Annotated in this window: 18 protein-coding genes and 1 tRNA gene; 6 read left to right on the top strand and 13 right to left on the bottom strand. The window is 48.9% G+C overall.

Annotated features, from left to right (window positions below; genetic code table 11):
* Window positions 1-38 precede the first annotated feature (38 nt).
* Complete coding sequence (locus tag FTO68_RS08475; protein WP_255332959.1) at window positions 39-695, top strand: DUF998 domain-containing protein; 657 nt, start codon at window positions 39-41, stop codon at window positions 693-695.
* Between the two features lie 23 nt (window positions 696-718).
* On the opposite strand, the gene FTO68_RS08470 is transcribed toward FTO68_RS08475, so the two are convergent.
* Both FTO68_RS08470 and FTO68_RS08465 read right to left on the bottom strand, forming a co-directional pair.
* On the bottom strand, window positions 719-1,201 hold the full coding sequence (locus FTO68_RS08470; protein WP_255332958.1) for a hypothetical protein: 483 nt from the start codon (window positions 1,199-1,201) through the stop codon (window positions 719-721).
* Window positions 1,202-1,274: 73 nt separating this feature from the next.
* On the bottom strand, window positions 1,275-2,291 hold the full coding sequence (locus FTO68_RS08465) for a hypothetical protein (RefSeq protein ID WP_255332957.1): 1,017 nt from the start codon (window positions 2,289-2,291) through the stop codon (window positions 1,275-1,277).
* A 189-nt stretch (window positions 2,292-2,480) separates the two neighbouring features.
* Between FTO68_RS08465 and FTO68_RS08460 the strand changes: the two genes are divergently transcribed.
* Window positions 2,481-3,842 carry an ATP-binding protein gene (locus FTO68_RS08460; protein WP_255332956.1) on the top strand — a complete coding sequence of 454 codons (1,362 nt, stop codon included), beginning with the start codon at window positions 2,481-2,483 and terminating at the stop codon, window positions 3,840-3,842.
* A 387-nt stretch (window positions 3,843-4,229) separates the two neighbouring features.
* Here the strand turns inward: FTO68_RS08460 and FTO68_RS08455 are convergent, their stop codons facing one another.
* Both FTO68_RS08455 and tnpA read right to left on the bottom strand, forming a co-directional pair.
* Window positions 4,230-5,273 carry an RNA-guided endonuclease InsQ/TnpB family protein gene (locus tag FTO68_RS08455; RefSeq protein ID WP_255332955.1) on the bottom strand — a complete coding sequence of 348 codons (1,044 nt, stop codon included), beginning with the start codon at window positions 5,271-5,273 and terminating at the stop codon, window positions 4,230-4,232.
* A gap of 1 nt (window position 5,274) precedes the next feature.
* Window positions 5,275-5,676: an IS200/IS605 family transposase gene (tnpA, locus tag FTO68_RS08450; RefSeq protein WP_255332954.1), complete on the bottom strand. Its 402-nt coding sequence runs from the start codon at window positions 5,674-5,676 to the stop codon at window positions 5,275-5,277.
* Between the two features lie 384 nt (window positions 5,677-6,060).
* Between tnpA and FTO68_RS08445 the strand changes: the two genes are divergently transcribed.
* Window positions 6,061-11,058 (top strand): right-handed parallel beta-helix repeat-containing protein, encoded by a 4,998-nt coding sequence (locus tag FTO68_RS08445; protein WP_255332953.1) that lies wholly within the window; start codon window positions 6,061-6,063, stop codon window positions 11,056-11,058.
* Window positions 11,059-11,102: 44 nt separating this feature from the next.
* Here the strand turns inward: FTO68_RS08445 and FTO68_RS08440 are convergent, their stop codons facing one another.
* From FTO68_RS08440 to FTO68_RS08430, 3 genes are read right to left on the bottom strand one after another with little or no spacing between them, the layout of a single operon-like run.
* Window positions 11,103-11,336 carry a hypothetical protein gene (locus FTO68_RS08440; protein WP_255332952.1) on the bottom strand — a complete coding sequence of 78 codons (234 nt, stop codon included), beginning with the start codon at window positions 11,334-11,336 and terminating at the stop codon, window positions 11,103-11,105.
* The gene (locus FTO68_RS08435) at window positions 11,317-12,234 is read right to left on the bottom strand and encodes a hypothetical protein (RefSeq protein ID WP_255332951.1); all 918 of its coding nucleotides are present in this window, start codon (window positions 12,232-12,234) and stop codon (window positions 11,317-11,319) included. Before FTO68_RS08435 ends, FTO68_RS08440 begins: the two co-directional genes overlap by 20 nt.
* Window positions 12,235-12,292: 58 nt before the next feature.
* A complete protein-coding gene (locus FTO68_RS08430; protein WP_255332950.1) occupies window positions 12,293-12,940 on the bottom strand; it encodes a zinc-ribbon domain-containing protein in 648 nt (215 codons plus the stop codon).
* A gap of 393 nt (window positions 12,941-13,333) precedes the next feature.
* Between FTO68_RS08430 and FTO68_RS08425 the strand changes: the two genes are divergently transcribed.
* Entirely contained in the window at window positions 13,334-13,525 is a 192-nt protein-coding gene (locus tag FTO68_RS08425) for a hypothetical protein (protein WP_255332949.1), read from the top strand.
* Window positions 13,526-13,927: 402 nt separating this feature from the next.
* On the opposite strand, the gene FTO68_RS08420 is transcribed toward FTO68_RS08425, so the two are convergent.
* Window positions 13,928-14,047 (bottom strand): type II toxin-antitoxin system HicB family antitoxin, encoded by a 120-nt coding sequence (locus FTO68_RS08420; RefSeq protein ID WP_255332948.1) that lies wholly within the window; start codon window positions 14,045-14,047, stop codon window positions 13,928-13,930.
* A 147-nt stretch (window positions 14,048-14,194) separates the two neighbouring features.
* On the opposite strand from FTO68_RS08420, the gene rsgA reads away from it, so the two are divergent.
* Window positions 14,195-15,289, top strand: coding sequence for a ribosome small subunit-dependent GTPase A (rsgA, locus tag FTO68_RS08415; protein WP_255332947.1), 1,095 nt, complete (start codon window positions 14,195-14,197; stop codon window positions 15,287-15,289).
* Between the two features lie 17 nt (window positions 15,290-15,306).
* Here the strand turns inward: rsgA and FTO68_RS08410 are convergent.
* Window positions 15,307-15,391: transfer RNA gene (locus tag FTO68_RS08410), tRNA-Leu, on the bottom strand.
* A 176-nt stretch (window positions 15,392-15,567) separates the two neighbouring features.
* Window positions 15,568-17,298 carry an AMP-binding protein gene (locus tag FTO68_RS08405; RefSeq protein ID WP_255332946.1) on the bottom strand — a complete coding sequence of 577 codons (1,731 nt, stop codon included), beginning with the start codon at window positions 17,296-17,298 and terminating at the stop codon, window positions 15,568-15,570.
* Between the two features lie 224 nt (window positions 17,299-17,522).
* Between FTO68_RS08405 and FTO68_RS08400 the strand changes: the two genes are divergently transcribed.
* Complete coding sequence (locus FTO68_RS08400) at window positions 17,523-18,077, top strand: TATA-box-binding protein (RefSeq protein WP_255332945.1); 555 nt, start codon at window positions 17,523-17,525, stop codon at window positions 18,075-18,077.
* Window positions 18,078-18,083: 6 nt separating this feature from the next.
* On the opposite strand, the gene FTO68_RS08395 is transcribed toward FTO68_RS08400, so the two are convergent.
* The 3 genes from FTO68_RS08395 to FTO68_RS08385 are packed head-to-tail and all read right to left on the bottom strand — an operon-like array spanning window position 18,084 to window position 22,205.
* Window positions 18,084-20,816 (bottom strand): DEAD/DEAH box helicase, encoded by a 2,733-nt coding sequence (locus tag FTO68_RS08395; protein ID WP_255332944.1) that lies wholly within the window; start codon window positions 20,814-20,816, stop codon window positions 18,084-18,086.
* Window positions 20,752-21,516 carry a metallophosphoesterase gene (locus FTO68_RS08390; protein ID WP_255332943.1) on the bottom strand — a complete coding sequence of 255 codons (765 nt, stop codon included), beginning with the start codon at window positions 21,514-21,516 and terminating at the stop codon, window positions 20,752-20,754. The genes FTO68_RS08395 and FTO68_RS08390 overlap by 65 nt, the downstream gene beginning before the upstream one ends.
* Window positions 21,513-22,205, bottom strand: a complete 693-nt coding sequence (locus FTO68_RS08385) for a hypothetical protein (protein ID WP_255332942.1) — start codon at window positions 22,203-22,205, stop codon at window positions 21,513-21,515. The genes FTO68_RS08390 and FTO68_RS08385 overlap by 4 nt, the downstream gene beginning before the upstream one ends.
* Window positions 22,206-22,213 lie beyond the last annotated feature (8 nt).

The raw sequence follows: 22,213 nt of genomic DNA, 5'->3' as shown, positions 1-22,213 counted from the left end.
GATCGTTCTTTCGATGGCGGTATGGTTATTATCATTCAATGAACAGTATCAGTCTGCTGGTGATGGATATGGCACAAGAGCAGGTCTCGATACATAATAATGCGGATATGGATCATGGAAAACAGATGAGCCTGGATCGTGGGGCCGCCCTTGCCCCCTCCCTCCTCCTCATCGGCGCTTCCCAGTTCCTCCTGCTGCTGGTTGCAGCAGAGGCGCTCTATCCCGGCTATAGTGTTGCAACAAATGCAATTAGCGATCTTGGAGTCGGGGAGACGGCTGTTATCTTCAATACCTCTATCGTTATCTTTGGTGCTGCCAGTTTCGCAGCTGCATATCTTCTTCGGTCGAGGCCTGGACGGCTTCTTCCTGTGTGTATGGCATTTGCAGGCATCGGGGCAATCTGTGTCGGGCTCTTTCCTGAAACACTTGGATTGCCCCACTATCTCTCAGCACTGACAGCATTTCTCTTTGGAGGCATTGCGGCGATCGTCTCTTCACAACAGGCAAGGATGCCGTTTGCCCTCCTCTTCGTTCTCCTTGGGGCAGTCACGCTTACAGCACTCGTACTTGAGATTGCCAATCTGACGCTTGGGCTTGGGCATGGCGGGATGGAGCGGATGATTGCGTATCCGATCATTATCTGGGAGATTGTGTTTGCCGGGTGGCTTGCGGGGAAAGCTGAAGAAATGGTGTGACTGGTTTTGAAACAAACAGGATGCTATTTCCTCACACAGACTTCGTTATCAAGGAAACGCGGCTCCCCTCCCTGCACCGGATAATATCCAGCCCGGATGCAGAACTGGTCTCCTGTCAGGATGTCAATGATAGTAAACGTCGCCTGATACCTGCCACCCGATACCCTGACGTCACGTGTGGTGACTGTTCCTGTTTCGGTTATGGTGATCACCCTGCCATCCGGCATGATCGTCGGCTTATCCGGGATGGTGGCAGGGAGAAAATTATCCTTCATCTCGATAATCACGAGCGAGCCATCCGGGAGATCAGTTGTTCCCCTGACGATGAGATCTGCCTGCACGAGTCCGGGTGCATAATTGAAGGTGACCTCATGCGTGAGGATCGGATCTGGTCCGGTAATCACTCCGGGCGGGGTCTGGGTCTTCTCCCCGTCTGTGCATCCGGCGACACTGGCCAGAGCTATGATGATGACTCCAGCAAGGAATCCGGCAAACACTCTCTTCATAATACACTGATCTGCAACCGGGAATAATAAGAATTCCTCTGAAATGGAGGGATGGATGGGTTTTGAATCCCCCCTATCTGCCCGTAGAATATTCCCTCATCCTCGCCAGCATCCATGTCCTTGCGGGGCTTGCGATAAACGGGGCACCGAAGAGCATTGCAATCCCGACTGTCCCAAACCACCACTGGGGGATCTCCGGGTACGAGGTGATCCGCAGGCCGATATAGAAGAGGAAGATGATGAATGACATCACTGCCCCGGAGATATATTGGAGCGTCCGGGCGTCAGGGGTCATGATGGCGAAATATTCCGGTAGTTTGTACGCATAGAGGTAGTATAACCCGATAAGCCCGAGAATTGTTCCGGTGATGAAGATCGGCCAGGGCGAGATGCCGAGGCCGTGATTGATGTTTCCGAAATCATCATGCGTCATGAAGGAGCGGGTGAGGACATACTCAAAGATCATGATGAAGGTGATCACCGATGTCCAGAAGACGGTGTGGTATGCCCACCGGCGCTCTTTCACCCATCCGGTTGCCATCAGGCCCGCGGTTATGAAGAAGAGGGCGATGTTTGAGAAGGGGCCTGCAAATGCGATAGCCGCTGCGGTAGACCCTCGTCCGGCATTGAAGAGGACGCTATAATCAACATTCTCATCCCACCCGCTCCCGATCAGATCACCATAGATGATATTCAGGGGATCAGCCTTTGCTCCGAGAAGCCAGGCGAGTGTGCTGTGGGAAAATTCGTGCATCATGAGCACGAGCAGGTGGAGGATGAAGAACGAGATGACCAGAACAGAGATGAAGACGATCACCTTTGAATACCGGAATCTGCGGGGCAGCCGGTTAAAGGCATCTGATTGTGTCCGGGGTGCTTTATCTGCTGCTCCACCATCTCTCCCTGCTACCCATCTGTCTATTGCCGGGAGTATTGTCCCGCAATAGAGGACATATACGACAAGTGCTGCAAAGAGGATTGCAGATGTCTCCAAAAACTCAACAAAGGTGCCAAAGAGCAGAAACATTGCAATTGCCACGAAGACCAGTGTGGCAGCACCCTTGATGTACAGAGCAATCTTTGCAGTCACATTACACCCCGTTACTGGTAATGGATCTACTCTGATAGGTATCTATGGGTTATTAAAAGGATGTCTTTTGCATCTTTTTCCATTTACGTTGAATATGCGGCCCAATAACTCTCATATTGGTTGCACACTCTAAATCTTGTGGTTAATCTGGAGGCGAAACCTTAATACTAATCCTGATTAGTACTAATTATGATTAGGAAGTTCGTCGGCCGCGAAACCGAGCTCGCCATCCTCGAAGAAGAGTGGAATAAAGATGGCGGGCGTTTGATCATCCTCTACGGTCGCCGCCGAATCGGTAAGACCCGCCTCGTTTCAGAGTTTATTCGGGAAAAGAAAGGCATTCTCTACTTCGCCGATGATACTGCACCTCAAATACAGTTGCGACGACTTCAGGATGCAATAGCAGGGTTCTTTGCCGATCCCCTCCTCCCTTCGCTTGAGCTTACAAATTGGGATCAACTATTCACGTATCTGGCTGGAAAAAGCCTCCCTGAGCGCCGGTACCTTGTCATTGATGAATTTACCTACCTGATTAAGAATGATCCGTCCATCCTCTCTGCCCTCCAAAAGGCGTGGGACAATGCCCTCGCTAAATCTAACTGGTGCATTATACTCTCGGGATCGATGCTTGGCCTGATAACGGATACAGCCCTCTCCTATACATCTCCTCTCTACGGACGGAGAACCCGTGATATGCTCCTTGGCGCCCTCAGGTTCTCTGATGCCCGAAAACTTCTCCCCACCTTCTCCTTTAAGGATGCCCTTAAGGTTCACCTGACTATCGGAGGAATTCCCGAGTACCTTCTCAAAGCAGGCGACTATAATGACTATGCCACCTTCGTTGAGCGTGAGTTCTTCAACAGGTATGGGTACTTCTACCGGGAACCTTACTTCCTCCTCTCGCAGGAATTTCGGGAACTGAAGACCTACCAGGCGATTCTTAATGCCATCGCCATAGGGAATACATCTGCTGGCACCATCTCACAGTTCTGCGGTATGGATGCCCGCCACCTCTACCCCTACCTTGAGGCGATGATCCGGCTTGGGTTCATCGAAAAGGAACTCCCCCTCCTCGGGAGTAAGCGGCAGGGGTTATACCGGATCAAGGATAGTGTCTTTGACTTCTGGTACAATTTCATCAATATACGTCGGCAGGAGATCGAGACAGAGAACTATTCTGCTGATACTATTGATATGAACCCCTATTTTGGCAAACAATTCGAGGTCTTCGTTCGGAATGAGTTTGCACGCACCTTTCTGCCGGGGTATTCCATAGGGCGATGGTGGTATAGAGGTGAGGAGGTTGATCTGGTTGCTGTCAGGGAGAATGATGGAAGCATCGTCATTGGAGAATGCAAGTGGGGAAATCTCACTGAGCAGAAGGCTCGTCTTGTCCTATCACGACTTATCCAGAAAGCAGAGCTTATCCGGCATGAGCAGTACCCAAATGAGCGCTTTCTCCTTATCGGTGGCGGGATAGAGGGGAAGGATCGTCTCCGGGAAGAGGGGTTTCTGGTCTATGATCTTGAGGATATTGAAGCGATGTGTTAATATGTAAATATGTAAATGGCGGGTATCTGAATATACCAATGTGGCGTCTGCATAGAGGCATAGAGATATGACGTGATCATCCCGGTCACACCATTCTTCTGCCCTGTTTACTCTAGCCACTCTGTTTACTCTGTTCAATAGTCAATCAGGTCAATCTTGTCACTCTGTACACGGTATTGATGATGAGAATGAAGAATACCAAAATCGCTAACAATGAGAAATAGAATCCAGTTCCGCCGACTCCTGTTGCAATGTTGTAGATATTTACCAGAATTACAATGATGCTACAGGCGATGATGATGAGATCATTTTTGGAAAAGTGCATATGCACTATTCTCTCAGGGTATCATTATCTTTGCCTCATGTTTTGCTGACATACTCCCACGGCTAAAGCGCGTGGGGTTCTGACGTTGCCTGGCATTCTTCAAGCATTGCGTCGTGGGGTATCAGTGCTCCCATCGTGTACATCTCTTTCTGTACACGATCAACCATGCTTTGTTGACGGAGTGCGATATTGAATGCTGCATTCACATCAGCATGGTCAACGTGCCCGCAGACCGGACACTTAAACTCCTTTCCTCGCCGTTGACCTCTCACACCGCATCTGGAACAATCCTGCGATGTATATGCCGGGTCAATGTAGAGGACAGGAACGCCGAGCAGCTTGGCTTTGTATTCTACAAACTGTTGTAGATGATAAAACGACCAACTGTGCAGGGCGTATTTGAACGAACGGTGTTGCTTCCTCGTCTTGCGGATACCGCTCAAATCCTCGAAGACAAGTGCTGCGTCTTGTTCCTTTGCCAAATCGACAACCTTGCGGCTAATCTTATGGTTCAGATCCTTGACGATACGGGATTCCCGATCTTTGATCGCTTTTAGTTTTTGGAACTTTCCTTGTTTCTGAAGGCGTTTTCGGATCGCAGAATATTTCCGGTGTGTGTGGATAGCCTTCTTACCGAGTTTCTCGATCTTCCCGGTGTCGGGATTCGCCGCTACCGCCACATGCCCCGTAGTATTCCGATCAACCCCGATGAACTGCCGGGGTATCATATCCGGTTCCTCTCTGACAGTACATGATACATAGGCGTAGTTGGCATCGATCTCGATCTGATTGACCTTCTCAAATTCTGGAAACTGGTAGTGGAGCGTCAATTTCAGTGGGACAACCCGGATGGTCTGAGTCTCCCGATCTACTTTGATTGACTGTCCCGGTACAACCAGATTGACGTTCCGTACTTGCCTGATTGTTTTCTGGTTTCCATACTTCTTGAGAATCTGGTTTGAGATGGCTGATTGTAATCCAATCTCTTTGACCGCAGCAGATGTTCGACACTTTGGATTCCTGACTGCAAACTCCGCTACAGAGAATGCTTTCTTTAATTCATCGCTGAAATCGCGGTTGTGACGGAGTTTATAGGTCAGAATCATGTTAGTTCCGCTTCTGATCTTCGATGTATTTTTTCACGGCATCTTCGGATATGTGTCCACACGATTCAACATAGTAGCTACGAGTCCACAATGACGGCAACCGTGTTCTCAATGGCTTGAACTCCTGCCGGAGTATCCTCGATGTGTATCCTTTCAACTGTTGTACAATCCAGTGTGGACTTGCGGTCGGTTTAGCTTTGACAAACAGATGGAGGTGATCAGGCATAACCTCCATTGTTTCGATGACAACTCCGATCTCATCTGCCTTCTCTTTAAGAAGAACTTCTAACCTTTCGGATATCGGTGATTGGAGAACTTTACGCCGATATTTAGGGCACCATATGATATGGTATCCGATGTTGTATACCGTTGTATCTGAGTGCGTCCACCGTTCTTTTGCCATCCATATTATTATATGAATGGATAATAGATAATGTTTGTGGGCAGACGTTGACGCATTCATCCCACCCCTAAAGGGGTGGGCTTTCTGCTGTTATGATCGTAAAATGGCAATGCCGCTATGCATCCGGTGACGGGATTAGATGCAACAGATGAAGACTATTTGGAACAGTCAGCGCCCCCCCGCAAAGAAATTTAGCAGCTGGGCGATGATTTCAGTGCTATCTATCGAGATCTGATGGAACAAACGATCCGGAATCTCATCCCCTCAAATCAGAAAGGGTGTTGTTTTGATGGGCTCCCATTCAATTCATGGTATATATAGGAACTTTTATCAGCTCTTCTTGACATGTACTCGATTGCCATTGACAATAATCTGAGGTGTGAAATGATATCTGAGTCGCGAATTAAACTGATTTTGTTATTGTTTGGTCTTATAATCGTCTGTATCTCGCCCGCATATGCATTATTTTACTATAATTTAAATTATGTCGGTCTTGATAAGGTGGATTTATCCTGGTCAGCTATTAGTGTCGAAGGTTTTGACCGCTATGAAATTCGCAGGGATGGAGAGGTTGTACACACGATCTATGATCGAAACGTGACACAATACCGGGATTCCGGCCTAAACACCGGCTCGTACTCCTATGAGATGCGGTGGTATTCAGAGGATGATTGGGACTTCTCGACCATCAAAACCGCTCGTGTCGGCTATCCCAGTGGTACCCTTACATGTGGAGATGACACCTGGGATGATTCATCTGTGTTTCTGGGTGGAAATGTCAATCTTGGCGGACACACTCTTGAGATCACGAGTCCTTTCGTCTTTACCGACGGAGGTGTAATCCGGACGATCGGCGGAACCGGTGGACTCGAAATCAGGGATTCGACATTTGAGGATGTGAAAATTGATGTCACTGCTCCAGATGCAACACTCAGGACCCTTGAGTCAGATCAGCCGATCACCGTCCGCGGCGGTGGTATCTCGGCAAGTGGTGTTGTGATCCCAAGGGATGAATCAGTTGATGCAACATTAACCCTCTATGGCAACGGTAACCATGTCGAGGAGTGTAATGCATGGGTCAGCCTCTATGGCAGCGATGGTATCATTGAGAAATGCCAGGGACAATGGGCAAAGATAGAGGTTTCTGGATTTGGTGATGCACCAGGGAATAATAACACCATCAGAAATAATGTTCTTCAGGATGTGCTTGGGTGGTCTATCTACGCAAACGCAAACAACAATCTCTTCATCTGGTCAAATGAGATCATAAATGCCAGTACCTGGGATAAAAGCTATTATGATACGTATTATGGAACCGGCATTTATCTCCGGAATTGTGAGCATGATATAGAACTCTACAATAACACAATCGACAATGCTCAGGAACAGGCGATATATTCTATTCTTGATTCTGATAAAGTTCTTGAAAATCTTGCGATTGAATATAATATCATCACAAATAGCAGAAAGTATGGATTTATGGGCCGTGGCTTGGGCTCTGGCTGGATGATCACGAACAATTATTTCGACTCATGTCCAAACTGGTTGTTTTATAACGTGGGTACTCTCTCTTATGTAACAATAAAGAGCAATGAGCTCAGAAATGTCTCAGGAAGCCTCTATTTCACGGGTAATCACTCTTCAATTCTGGACAACACCTTCAATGTCCTAGATTCAGAAGCACTCAGAATACATGGGGATAATCTGCTTATCTCAGGAAATCTCATCAATGGTACCTATCATGCCGATAACCAGCCGGAAGGAATCGAGGTCTCTGCTTCAAACAGCGTAGTTAAAGAGAATATCATTCAGAACTGCTTTAATGGAATGTCCATTAATGACATTCAAGGAGACAATTTAACGGTACGGCACAATGAGTTCTATGATCTCTTTGGCGACTGGGGCATCTATTGTCATGATGTCTATTCATTCGCCATAGAGGATAACACATTTATCAATGCATCACGAAATGCCGAGTATGGGGTAATTTTCCTCCAGTATTGTGGGAATGTCACAATCAAGGATAATGTGATAGAAGAGTCCCCGAGAACTAACGGTATTCATATATCCAGGGCAGATGACGGTATCGAGATTGTAAATAATACGATCAAAGGTAGTGAGCGAACCTCAATTCGGATAAACATGGCAAAGAACGGGGACTCGGAAAAAAATTATCAGGGGAAAGCCGATGTCTCTGTTGTAAGAAACACAATAAATGGTACGAGTTTTGGTCTTGTCTGTAACTATGTTGATAATGTCACGTTTCAGGAGAATGTCGTCACAAATGGAATAACAAGAGGAATCCATATTCAGCAGTCTGATATGGCAACCGTAGAGGGCAATCGGGTTTTGGATATCCCGGAGGGGATCTATATTTACAAATCTGATCAGTCGGTTGTCAACGCGAATATCTTTAATGTAACTCGTAAAGGCGGGCAATTTACAAATCCAATAAGCAACCTCACCGTCGCTGGTAACTATTTCTCCGGCTATTCCACTACGGGAGTCGAGATCCGCGAATGTACAGAGACAACCTTCTCAAACAACGTCTTAAAGGGAGCCGGTGGATCAGATATTTACCTCCAGATCCCGACAGACACTCTCCAGGATACCCTTCTCCTTGAGAAGAATACGGTCGGGAATAACCACCCGACGACATTCACACTCGAGGATATTGATAATCCAATCTTTATCCGGGCCGTCGAGACCCCTCCGGATCCACCCTCTCCCCCGGATTATGATGTCACCCAGAGTTCAATTGGCAAATGGCTTGAAATTTATGGTGAATATGACTGGAATGAACAGAAAGTAAATACTGATGTCGATTTGAATCTTACCTTCCACTATACCAAAGATGATGTCAAGTACATCAGTGAAGATACTCTCTCCATCTGGAAATACAATGGAACCGGATGGGACCCCGGTAGCGATGCATGGGATTCCTGGAATAAAACCCGGTGGCATAATCTCGGGACTCATGACATTGGAGTACAGGTGCAGGAACTCTGTATCTTTGCACCACTCGGTGGCCTTCCTGTTCATAATGCACGTATACCAAAAGACTACACTACCATCCAGGAGGCGCTGGATGACTATGAGTTTCAGGATGGGGATACGATCACTGTTGATGATGCATACAGTGGCACAGAGGAGAATGTCGAAAGCTATAGAAATTTCAAACTGAAGTCCTCCTCCGGGCTTGCGGAAGCCGTGACACTCACAGCAGCCGATCCATATTCGCCGGCACTTTCGATCTGGGGTAGTACGGACGTTGAGATTGATGGTTTTATCATCACCGGGGCAACCGGCTCACAGGGTGTCCGGATGGAAGGGTGTGAAAACGCGAAACTGACCCGTTCAAAGGTGGAGGGCAATTTCTTCGGCGTTGTTATTAAACAGCACTGGAGTGGAGACGCAGATCCATCGACAAATTGCAAAATCACATCCTGCACCATCACCGGAAATGATAATGGTGCCGTCTATGTCAATAGATCGAAAGACTCAGTTATCATCGAGAATACGCTCTCAGGTGCTGTCGGTGTTGGACTTCAAAACAGCGAAGGGAGCTTTATCTCAGGAAATACCATCACCGACTGTAAGGATTATGGTATTGCATCCAATGTCGGAAAGAGTAACGAGATCGCAAACAACGCAATTACCGGCGGGGGTCTTGGCGTCTACCTGTATTCAGGTGAGTCTGAGACTGTGAAAGATACAACAATCACCAATACTGAAGATTCCGGGCTTCTGCTTGAAGAAACAAAGAAGAGTACATTCACCGATCTGACCATCACCGGTGCTCCTGAAGGCATACGGTGTGATGGTGCTGATGAGAATACCTTCACCGGTATTGCGATATCCGGAGGGGAAGCGGGTGGATCGAATCTGGTCGGTATTTCCCTCCATAATTCAGATAACAACCGGTTTACCGATTGTTCCATTGCAGATCTTCAGGTTGTCGGATATGCGGCAACAGGGATTGAGATGTATGGAACATCATATCGTAATGTATTTGATACGTGCACCATCTCCGGGCTCATGGCGTCCCGTGTGGATGGTGCACGGCTCACGGCATCGTATAATGAGATTCAAAACTCTACCTTCACTGATCTCAGAGGTGCAGCCGCCGGAGCTTCAGGTATCTTCAGCGGGGAGAACAGCACTGCCAACACCATAACCGAATGCAGTTTCAATACTATCTATGCAACTCAAAACGCAACTGCCTTCCAGGTACAAGGTGCAAAACACCTGATTATCCAGGATTGTGCGGTAGGGGCGGTCATGCCGGAAGAGAATGCATCCTATGCACTCTTTGAGAATTCTGAATACTCCAATGTGATTAAGAGAACAACTCTTGGATCTGGGGCTGATATCCATGAGCTCCGGGTCGAAGGGAATCTGATCGTCTCAAATACTACTTCAATTCCGCCTGATGAACCAGGTATACTCAACATCGGATCCTATCTGGTAATGAAGACAAATAGCACCGCAGAGGCGTGGCTTTCCTTTAATTACAAGGATGGCGATCTCGGGGGCAAAGATCCGGCATTCCTCTCTCTCTGGAAGAATGGTGGATCCGGGTGGCAGCAGCTGCCTCAGCCAAACAATGTGAACACAACAGCACGGTATGTCTATGCAGAGAATATTACAGAATTCTCTGTTTTTGCTCCGATGTGGCATCAGGTGCAGGCCCCGGTTGCGAATTTCTCTGCAACGCCACTCATCGGGGTTACCCCGCTTGCGGTCACATTCACTGATGATAGCCAGAATACGCCAACTGCATGGAACTGGGCTTTCAGTAGGGATAGAGGCGTCTCATGGGAGCTTTTTAACACTACACACCACCCTGTCCATCTCTTCACTGAGGAGGGCAATTACTCGGTGAAGCTGACCATTGCGAATGCCGCAGGGGAGGATACGTTTGAACGGATTGATTACCTCAGGATCTATCCTCAGCCTGTTGCAAACTTCACTGCCTCAACAACAACCGGTCCTGCTGTACGTCATGTGACATTTACCGATCTCTCAACTGGTATGCCGACATCATGGCTCTGGAACTTTGGCGATGGTAATTCATCCACGTCTCAGAACCCGGTTTACAATTATACTGCAAAAGGGACATATAATGTCAGTCTGACAGTGACAAACGATGGTGGTGGGACCGATACAGAAACAAAGATCAGGTATGTAACTGTCTATGAGAAAGGCGACTTCAATGGAAACGAGCGGGTGGATATTGGTGATGTCGCCAGAGTTGCGTGGATGGCTGCCGGGCTCATCGAGCCTGATATGGCAGCAGATTTCAATGGAGACGGACGGGTTGATGGTGCTGATGCATCAAAGATTGCGTACTACTATGTGGGGAAGGAGAAGGTGCTGTAAAAAGAAGCGATCAATTGATTGATCACTCAATTTTTTTACTGGTTTTACAAGATCGGGATCTGCCCGACATAGTAATACGCGATCCGGGCGGCGTCTGCTGCCTTCACTGTGCCGTCATAGGAGAAATCACCACGGAGCTCTTCTTCAACAAGCCCGATTGCCATGTAGGCGACCTTTGCAATATCACCGATATCTAACCTGTTGTTCCCGTTCCGGTATCCTTTCAGAACAGTCTGAGCAGGTACAAAACCCTCAATTTCATTCGGGTTTGTTTTCAACGATCTCAATGATAGCTCCATAATTATAGGGTTTTCTGACGTTGAGAAATCCTCTTGCAGAATCTATTGGTAAATCCACCCCTTTTGACTCGATCACATCTGGGTTAATTGTATGGTGCTTCGTCACATATGGTATATCGGAGTAATAGATCTCTGCAAAGGTTCGTGGCATGAACTCCTCTTCAGTATCTTGTATATTATATGCAAAAAAGGTTATACGAATCCTTTGAAGCGGTACATCTTTCTGATCTCTCTCCATTTGTTCATCCCCCGACCTGCGTGAGTCGATCTTCACACCGATATTTAGCTTTTCTGCCGGGATATTCGGCTCAGCAATAAGGGTGAAGACGACGCTCTTTAATTCTTTCGGATATTCCAGTATCGGATCAGGTGTTCTGGGCAGATTCCGGGTGGTAGCATTATCTACTGGTGAAGATGTTGCAACCGGCGTTCCTATCTCAACCGGAGTCTGATAAGGTGCAGTGGTTTCTGGAACATGAGATGAAACTTCGTCTTTCCTCCACTCAAATCCATCACTATCGACCAAGGCATCTCCTCCTTCCTTCAGGATAAAATATTCTTCTGCTGAATCAACATCTAAAGCCTGATTACCTGTTGTAATGTATGCACGATCATTGATGACGATATATTGGCCCACATAGACTATATCGCCCTCATCAATGAATTGCCATCTTCCATCCGGGGTGAAAAGCAGATATCCATAATCTTTAGTTGTACCTTCGAGGAGATACGTACCATCAAGTGTCTCGACATGTTCTGTGATCCCTCCCTGTTCGATATATGTCCCGAAGACCCCAAAACACCCACTTGATACAAGAAGAATTATCAATGGGAATGAGAGTATTAGAGGACCGGAAATCCTTCCTGCCAGCTTCATCGTAATACTCCGATTGATTGTCGCTCCAGCATCCCTTTTGCGTAATGTATCATATGGTTCATATCCTCGGGTTATCGAAACTCGGGTAGTATGAGTAGTCGATCGAGTCGGAGAATGTGCTGCTCCCGAAGAGGATCTCAGGTATTATAGCAGCGAGGATGAGGAATATTACCCATGCTACAAAGTAGATAATATAGTTGGTTGCAGGGCTTGGAATATATGCTCCCTCTCTGTTATTCACTTTCTTTGCAATGGAATATGCATCGTACATACCCCATAATAATGGCACAAGAGCAAGAGCCCCTAGAATGATCGAGATGATCATCGTGGCTGCGAGGAATATGAGACCGCGTTGCAACTGACCTACATAGACCTGCCCAAGCCCTGGGAAGAATAAAGAGATGATAAGTGCAATCCATTGATTCCGGATTGTCTGTGGTTGAGTTGTATCTGGCATATTATAATTCTGAGTTTCTTCAACGACAGGAGAGAATGGAGTAGATACTCTATCCCGTGGTGGTGGAGGGGTCTTCTCATGATCCTGGCTCTGTTGAACTATCTGTTCCTCTGCATATGTCTGAGATTTGGGTTCTTCAGTTCTCTTTTCAGATGGAATTTCCGAGAGAAATTCAACTTTTGTACCGCAATTTTGACAAAAGTTTGACGTCTCTTTGATTTTACTCCCGCATTTCTCACAATATGGCATGTTTCCCTCCATTTTAATTGATATTCGTGTATGTAGGTCTTATTATACATAAATTTTACTTCTAATTTATATCTCCGAGGAGTTTGTCAAAACACCATCACTCCTGATCTGATGGGATGAAATTCAGTATCGTTTGTTTTATCAGATCTCCATATCGAGCACTGAATATGTCACCTGCCTGCTCGATATACCTGACATTGTCCTCATAAAAGATCAGTTTTCCTTTCCAGAAAACTCACAACCAATTGAAAAGACAGAGCTATTGCTCTCGGTACTCCCCAATTAACTGGGGACGATTCACTTTTGAATGGAGAAATATGTGCTCAGAACAACGCAATCAGGTAAGCTGTTTTCTCCACCCCGGCACGCAGCCTTGTCAGGAGAACTCGTGATATGCTCCATGGAGCCCTCAGGTTCTTTGATAGCCGAACCTTTCTCCTCACCATCTCCTTTAAGGATGCCCTTAAGATTCACCTTACTATCAGAGGAATTCCCAAGTACCTTCTCAAGGCAGGCGACTATGCTGACTATGCCAGTTTCGTTGAGTGTGAGTTCTTCAACAGGTATGGGTATTTCTACCGGTAGCCCTACTACCTCCTTTCACAGGAATTTCGGAAGCTGAAGACCTATCAGGCGATTTTAATGCCCTTGCCATAGGGAATACATCTGCTGGCACAATCTCACATCTCTGTGGTATGGACGCCCGCTATCTCTACCCCTACTTTAGGCGATGACCCGGCCTGGGTTGATCGAAAAGGAACTCCCCCTCCTCGGGAGTAAGCGGCAGGGGTTATACCGGATCAAAGACAGTATCTTTGACTTCTGATACAACTTCGTCAATGTGCGTCGGCAGGAGATCGAGACAGAGAACAATTTTATTGGGATTGGTATTTTGGTGTATTCAGAGTGTCACTTCCACAACCCGGGCACTTTTCGTTCGAAGAAGAACTTCATTGTGAACCTCAACACAGGCGACAATGGCATCTTTTAATTTTCAAGAGCTTCTTCAACCGTTTCACCCTGTGAATGACATCCGGGGATTGCCGGGCAACTGACATTATAGCCTCCATCTTCCGGATCTTCCCGAACAACTACTTGAAATTTCATTATTTCTTCCACTCTCGTATTTGAAGTAAGGAGCAATTATGGCATTGTGGAGTAATAGCTATTTGCTGTTGTATTCAGTCTCATATTACAACCACAAAGCACATTGCGCTTCCCAATCAATGCATTTGAAAGATTACTGGTCATTCTATGAGTAAATCATCCTCACCATGCAATCCCCAACGTATCCATACCCTTGAAGAGATCGGCTGGACTGAAGAGTTCGAAAGAGCATTTTCAAAGTACAATGGCCCGTACCTGCCGGGTCGGGTAGCCTGCCGGCAGAAAACGGTATTTGATCTGCTTATTGAAGATGGAGAGGTCACCGCCGGATTATCCGGAGCCATGCGTAAGCTTGGGCGCTATCCTGCAGTTGGTGATTTTGTCGTTCTTTTCAGCCACCCAGAGGCTAAAACTCTGACAATCGTTGATATCCTCCCACAGAAGACCCGTTTTTCAAGAGGGGCTTCCGGGAGGGAGAGCTCTGATCACGTTATTGCTGCAAATATTGATTATATATTCATCGTCACCGCAGCAGGCCATGATTTCAATCTCCGCCGGATCGAACGCTACCTGGTGATCGCCCATGCATCCGGTGCCTGTCCGGTTGTTGTGCTGAATAAAACCGATCTTCTTGATGATCCGTCTATCCTGATTGATGAGATCCATTCAATCTCTTCAGATATTCCGGTTATCCCGATCAGTGCTATGAGCGGGGAGGGAGTTGAAGGGCTTGATCCATACCTGTTGCCGGGAAAAACGATCACCCTTATCGGATCATCCGGCGTAGGAAAATCGACACTCATTAATCACCTCCTGGAAAATCAGGTGCAGGAGACCTCGCACATCCGGGAATATGATGGAAAAGGCCACCATACTACGACAGTCCGCCAGCTTTTCATCCTGAAGAGCGGCGCACTCATGATTGACAATCCGGGCCTGCGGGAGGTTGGCATTGGCTGTGCATCTGAAGGTATCGCCGATACCTTTCCGGATATTCTCGAACTGGCAGAAGAATGCAGGTTTTCAGACTGCCAGCATGAAGAGGAGCCGGGCTGTGCGGTGAAGGCAGCCGTACAAAACGGACTCCTTCAGGCAGCACGGCTGGATAGTTATCAACGCCTGATGCGGGAACTCGCCTTCGAACAGGAGAAAGCTGAAATTGGACTCGCTCGACTTAAGAAAAAACGCTGGAAACCTATAGCCAAATTCGCAAAGGATATACAGAAGAGTAAGGAGAGGTAAGCGTTCGAAAATGGAAATGCGAGAGGCCGGATTCGAACCGGCGAACCCCTACGAGAATAGGCCCTGAACCTATCGCCTTTGACCTGGCTCGGCAACCCTCGCGCCTGTGCTCTTACCTCTTTGACTTCATCGGGTATAAATATGTCCACTTTCGATCCCGAAGAGATGGATTGGAAGTACTGTTCTGTAAATAACGTGTTGCTCGATAATGGGTTTGGAAGTGGATGGGGACGGAGTAAAGGACCCGGAATGTCCCCCTGGTTCTTCCCTCCCGTTCCCTATTTCTTCCTTATTGTATCTTCGCCCTGATCTGCTGCCTTTGCCATCTCGCGATCGCGGAGTTCGGAGCGGCGGATCTTGCCTGAGATCGTCTTTGGCAGCTCGTCAACGAATTCGACCGCACGCGGGTACTTGTAGGGGGCTGTCGTCTCCTTCACGTGGTTCTGGATCTCTTTTACGAGCTTTTCAGAAGGCTTCACATCCTTATGGAGGACGATGAACGCCTTTACAATCACACCCCTGATCAGATCCGGGGTGCCTACGACCGCGGCCTCCTGGACAGCCGGGTGCTCGAGGATCGCAGATTCCACCTCGAAGGGGCCGATCCGGTATCCGGAGCTCTTGATCACATCATCATCGCGGCCCACAAACCAGAGGTACCCGTCCTCATCCTTGTATGCCTTATCTCCGGTATAGTAAAATCCGTTCTGGAACGACTCGGCATTTGCTTCGGGATTATCAAGGTACTCCCGGAAGAGACCCACCGGCCGGGGATTGAGGGAGACCGCGATCCTCCCCTCTTCACCATCAGGCACCATCTGCCCGTCATCATCATGGAGCTGGATATTCCAGCCGGGGGCGGGCTTCCCCATGGAACCGGGTTTCAGCTTCATGCCGGGGAAGGTCCCGATACAGCAGACTGTCTCGGTCTGGCCATACCCTTCATAGATATCAAGGCAGGTTCCATCCTTCCAGATGCGGATCACCTCGGGATTGAGGGGCTCTCCCGCCGAACAGCAGTGGCGGAGCTCTGAGAAATCGAACTTCCTGAGATCTGCGATGATCAGCATCCGGTAGATCGTCGGAGGGCAGCAGAACGTTGTGATCCCGTACCGCTCGATTAAGGGAAGGAGTTCGGTTGCCTTGAACCGCCCCCTGATATCATAGACAAAGATTGCCGATCCGCAGACCCACTGGCCGAAGTACTTACCCCACGCCGCCTTAGCCCAGCCTGTATCAGATACGGTGAAGTGGAGATCGTTTTCCCTGAGATCATGCCAGAAGCGGGCAGTGATAATGTGCCCAAGGGCATAGCTCTGCTCATGGATCACCATCTTCGCATTTCCGGTTGTCCCGGAGGTGAAGAAGATCAGCATCGGATCGGTCGGGAGGGTTCTCCTGAGGCTTCTGAAATGGACAAGCTTCCGTGCCACCGGTGCCGGATAGCTCAATTCAAAGGGATAGCTGATCCAGCCGTTACGCTCACCGTCAACAACCATCTTCTGGACAAGTGACGGACAGTGGTCTGATAGCTCATCACATTTGGGGGCGTTCTCGGAATCGGTTATGATCATCTTGAAGTCGCCCGCATTAATCCGGTAGATGAGATCCTTTGTCGTCAGCATCGTCGGTGCCGGTGCAAAGACTGCTCCGAGCTTCATCAGCGCCAGCGTCAGGATCCAGAACTCCGGGATCCGGGGAAGCATCACAAAGACCCGGTCTCCCTTATTAATCCCATATTTCAGGAGGATATTTGCCGCCTCGTTTGAGAGCGTCTTCATATCCCAGAAACTAAACTTCTTCTCTTCACCCTTCTGGTTTGTCCAGATCAGCGCGAGTTTATTCCTGTCTTTTTCAGCCCATGCATCTACCACATCAAATGCAAAATTAAAAAATTCTGGCACCTGAATCGCAAAATCAGATGTCGATTGAGCATATTCCGGCAGATTTCGGGTCCAGTCGGCGACCGTCTGCCTGCTCTCTATATTGTTGCCTGCATCTTCGGACATAAAAACGGTGATATTTGGTCATGATTCCATTTATGGCATTCGATCCATCTCCGGGCTTCATAAAACGATTAAACAATATTTATAACTAATATTTATATCACTCGCGTGCCTCTTTTTAATGGATACAAAATAAGGGAAAATACGGTGCAAAAATCCTCGATCAGATCAGTACCATAAAGGTTCTCCAACATTATTATGGTCTGAAAAGCTTTAAATGTACGAAGATGGCAGATCAACAGTACGACTCATTAAAGATCGAAAATATCGTGGCCTCCGGTGTCATCGCCGACTCAATCGATCTGTTGGCAATTTCTGAGCATATCGAAGGGTGCGAGCTTAATACGAAGCGGTTCCCGGGTGCAGTATACCGGATTAAGGATCCGAAGATGGCTTCGCTCATCTTCTCATCCGGGAAAGTCGTGCTCACCGGCATCAAGAATGAAAGCGATCTCGGGAGAGGGCTTGATTTAATCATCTCGTCACTCAAGAGTGCAGGTATCACAACACATGAGGTGCCCGACGTCAATGTCACAAATATCGTCTGCTCATATGATATGGGCAAGCCGATCAACCTGAATAAAGTTGTCATCACACTCCAGCTTGAGAATATCGAGTATGAACCCGAACAGTTCCCGGGGCTCGTATACAGGATTGCCGATCCAAAGATCGTTGCCCTCCTCTTCTCATCAGGAAAAGTAATTCTTACAGGTGGCAAGAACCTGGAGGATGTCAGGGCAGGTCTTGAGGTGCTTGAACAGCATCTTGCAGATATCCTCTGATTTTTTTTACCAGAACCGATGGGTAGTAATATACTTCCTCTCGGCTTTCAGAATCTCTTTATAGAATCCATCGCCTTTTGCATGAGAGCTGAGGATACGCGATGCCGCATCCGGCCCGACACCTCGTCCTGCAAGGGCAATAATTGCTCTTTTGCCACTTGAGAGAACCATATTTGCAGATTTGAGCATCCGCTTCTCGACTTCCATATCAAGTGGGGTCTTCTTCTTTTTCCTCGATATCTGAATATTCTCCTCCTCATACGGCTTGACCACTGCGATGAGCCGGGCATTGCATTTCGGGCACTCGGGGTGCTCTTCAATCCGCTCAACAATGGTCTTCTTCTTCCAGCTCCGGCAATGCATGCAGGCGAGGATCACCTCCTGCGCATCAAGGCGCCGCTTCAATGCCGCAATCACCGCCTGATCCATATCCGGCGGTGCTATCAGGTCTCGTGATGAAAAGAGGCCTTCAGATCCGATAATGGAGAGCGGGCCAATCCTCACCTCGGTCTCTCCTGTCCGTATCCGGGAGATTATTTCGCCTGCTGCCTTTGTATCCATGTACCGGCTGAAGAGTTCCCGGTATACTTCCTGTTCTATCACGCTTCCATCAAAATGCTCGCTTAGGCGGTGGAGGCTGATCTTATCATATTCGGCATCAGAATCGATCGCCCCGAACTTCTTGGCAACGCCGACCAGCTTCCATTTATAAAGCGCGGTCTTTCTCATCGCAATCCTGAGAATTGCCTCGACATGCTCTCCTTCAAGCGAAAAGAGAATCTCACTGATATCAGTTGCGCCGACTGTCTTCGGCAGCCGGAGGAATATCCTGTATGCATTCACCTCAATCCCGACACTCGTTCCAAATCGTGCTGAAACCAGTATGGAGAGGGCACGGCCGAGGGCTTCATTTGCCTTATGGCCCCCGCAGATATTCACAATCACCCCCTCTTTCGAATGCTCGAGCATCACCAGGCGGTCGGTTGGAACAGGAGTCCTGTTCTTCTCCATCTCCGAGAGGATCCTGTTAATATATGTAACAGATGCTTCGTCTGCCCCATATGCGGTGAAATTCCTCATCCGTCTGAGCTGCCCTACTTCTTCTGCAATCTCAAAGGGAACCGGAATCTGCTCCCCCTCCCATGATGGAAGCTCACCCATGCTCTTTGGCGCAGGCTCAACGGTTACTGCATCCTCGAGCACCTCAAGCACCCGCCAGAGCCTGCCCCGTGTGATGAATACAGCCCCGGTATGGATCCAGCCAACGACAAAGGACTCATCAAGGGTACCGATAGTCCTCCGGGTAACATAATCGATGATCCGGAATTTCCGCTCATCAGTGATCATGGAGAGGTTTGTTGTCAGGTATTTCCGGGCACGACCGGTTTTTATCAATAGATCCCCTTCTCTTCGGATCAGGCGGTGCTCCTCCATCCGGTTGATGCAGTCATCCAGCAGCCCTTTACAGTCTGATACCGGCCATGCCCGTGAGAGGATTTTCTGAATAGTCCCAATCCCACACTCGCCCCGCTCAACCGCGATTGCCGCGACCTGGTTTGCGATCACATCAGCAGGGCAGAGTGGCGGGGAAACCGGTTCGGTCCTGTTCATCACCGCCCGCCGTGCAATGACAAGAGATTCGAGCAGATCGTCGAATCCGGTCGCAATGATCGTTCCCCGTGAAATCTGGTCGATTCGGTGCCCGGCCCTCCCAACCCGCTGGATCAGGCGTGCAACATCACGGGGGGATCCAAACTGGATTACATGATCGATATGCCCGATATCGATCCCAAGCTCCATCGAACTTGTGCAGACGAGGGTTTTTATCAATCCTTTTGAGAACCGGTCCTCAGCATCTATTCTCACCTCCTTTGAGAGCGATCCATGGTGCACCTCGACATCGCCGCGTGGGATAAGGTGGTGGCCGATTGCTTCTGCCACCGATCGGGTATTGACAAAGACAAGTGATGACCCGGTCTTCTCTATTGCCTCCTCAATCATCTCAACCTGTGAATCAAATCGATCACCCCCGAAGACCACACGGAGTGAGAGCCGGGAGGCAACCGGAACTTCGACAATTGAAAACGGCCGCTCACCGCAGAGGCATAAACCGACCGTTTCAGGATTTCCAACGGTTGCCGAAATTCCGATCCGCTGGAATTCACCCGCATACTCGCAGATCCTCTCAAGCGCAATAGCGAGTTGCACCCCCCGTTTTCCATCCGCAAGCTCGTGGATCTCATCGACGATCACATGGGAAACCCCCGCCAGATGCTGCCTGAGGCGGGATCCCATCAGCATCGACTGGATTGTCTCGGGTGTCGTGATCAGGAGATTGGGAGGTTTAAGTGCCTGTTTCCGCCGCTCTGCAATTGTGGTATCGCCATGCCGGACACCGACAGATAAGCCGAGCTCTCCGCACCACCAGGTGAGGCGGGAGAGCATATTCCGGTTCAGTGAGCGGAGCGGGGTGATGTAGAGGGCGGAAAAGCCGCGTCGATCCTTCATTGTGAGCAGGGAGTGGAATATCGGGAGCATCGCACTCTCTGTCTTGCCTGTTCCTGTCGGTGCGATGAGGATCTGGTGCTCACCCAGCAACAGGGGAGGGATAGCACGAAGCTGAATCTCTGAGAGATCGGTAAACCCCCGTTTATCAAGGGCTAACCTGATCCGCTCATGCAGAAGGGCGATAATGTGGATCGGATCTGAGTGATCCGAGGGTGTCGATGTAGGTTCCATCCTGAAGAAACACCTCTGCAGTGTTTATCCTGATGCTCCGGGAAAGGGGTGATATACCACTCTCGGGGATTGTTCTGATATCTATCCCGCCTGCATACTCATAAAAGGCAGGTACAAGCAGGAGCCGTGTGGATGATGATACCGAATCCATGCGGAGCTGCCCCTCATCTACTTCTGCAAGCAGGTACGCCGGAGTACCCCTAAGGGAACAGCCAACCTCATCATAGAGGTGGAGGACAGGGTGGTGATGGCCTGCAACAATAAGGTGCCCTGCAAGATCCGGTGAAGGGTAGGTATGGCCATGAAGGTACCCGGTTCCGTCGATTATTACCCCATTCTTATTCAGGATCTCTTCTGGTTCCATATATCGTTCGATCCCGGCATCATGGTTTCCTGGAAGAAGCCTGAGATCTACCTGCCGCCTGATTGCATCAAGAACCCTTGGCAGCTCCGTATGCTCCTGCCAGGTAATCCGTGGCACAGAATGCTTCAAATCGCCAAGGATAACCAGAAGATCGGGATCGGCTTCATCGATACAGGCGAGGATCCGCTGGAGCCGATTGTCTGTATAGCTCTTCAGGTGCCAACCGGCGCAATCGAGTGCACTCTCAACACCGAGATGGATGTCCGCAAGAACGAGAATTGAGATCGAACGGTTTATCAGGAGTGCCGGCCCCCCTGGAAGAAACCGTGGTTTCATAGAAGCCTGATTATGCTGTTTGTCGGCATATAGCAGTCTCCCTCTTCAAGGAGAGCGATTAAGGCTGCCTTTGCCTTATTCTCGTTGATCCCCGCTTCATCTGCACGCCGGATCACCTCATCGAGCTGAGCCCCTTTAGGTCCTGAAAGCTCAACGATGAAGCGCACCATCTCTTCCTTATCATCAGCTCCACCCAGCTGTACTATCGGCTGTCCGCTGACCACCTTCAGCGCCTTCTGCACCATCTCAGCTATCTCCCGCTGTTCGTCAGAGAGAGAGCCTCTCTGCTCAAGCCTTTGTAATGTCTCTTCCGCGCATAGGTGGACGAACCGATCCCTATCTTCCCGCTCCACCACCTTGCACGAATCCGCAATCACGCGGATCTCTTCGCGTCCACGCTGTGAGAGCTCACCTGAGATGGCAACAAATGCAGGCGGTTCTGTTGCGGCAAGAAGATCGGCAACGAGCGGGCATGAGCGGTTCACCGAGATCGCGATTCCTCCGGTGGGATCACTCATCCGTGCTTCAACCGCACGGCTATTCTGCACATGCACTTCCGTCAGGACGCCGATTTGGAAGAGGCGGTGGAGACTGGCTCCGGTAGGCGTGATAAAACCATTATCTCCCCTTTCTGCACGGTGGAGCTCGTCTGCGAAGACCCAGCCGACAGGATTGATTGCATATGCCATTGTCTCAT

The organism is Methanocalculus taiwanensis (assembly GCF_024372745.1).
GTDB lineage: Archaea > Halobacteriota > Methanomicrobia > Methanomicrobiales > Methanocorpusculaceae > Methanocalculus > Methanocalculus taiwanensis.
This window is presented reverse-complemented; position numbering and strand designations above follow the sequence as displayed.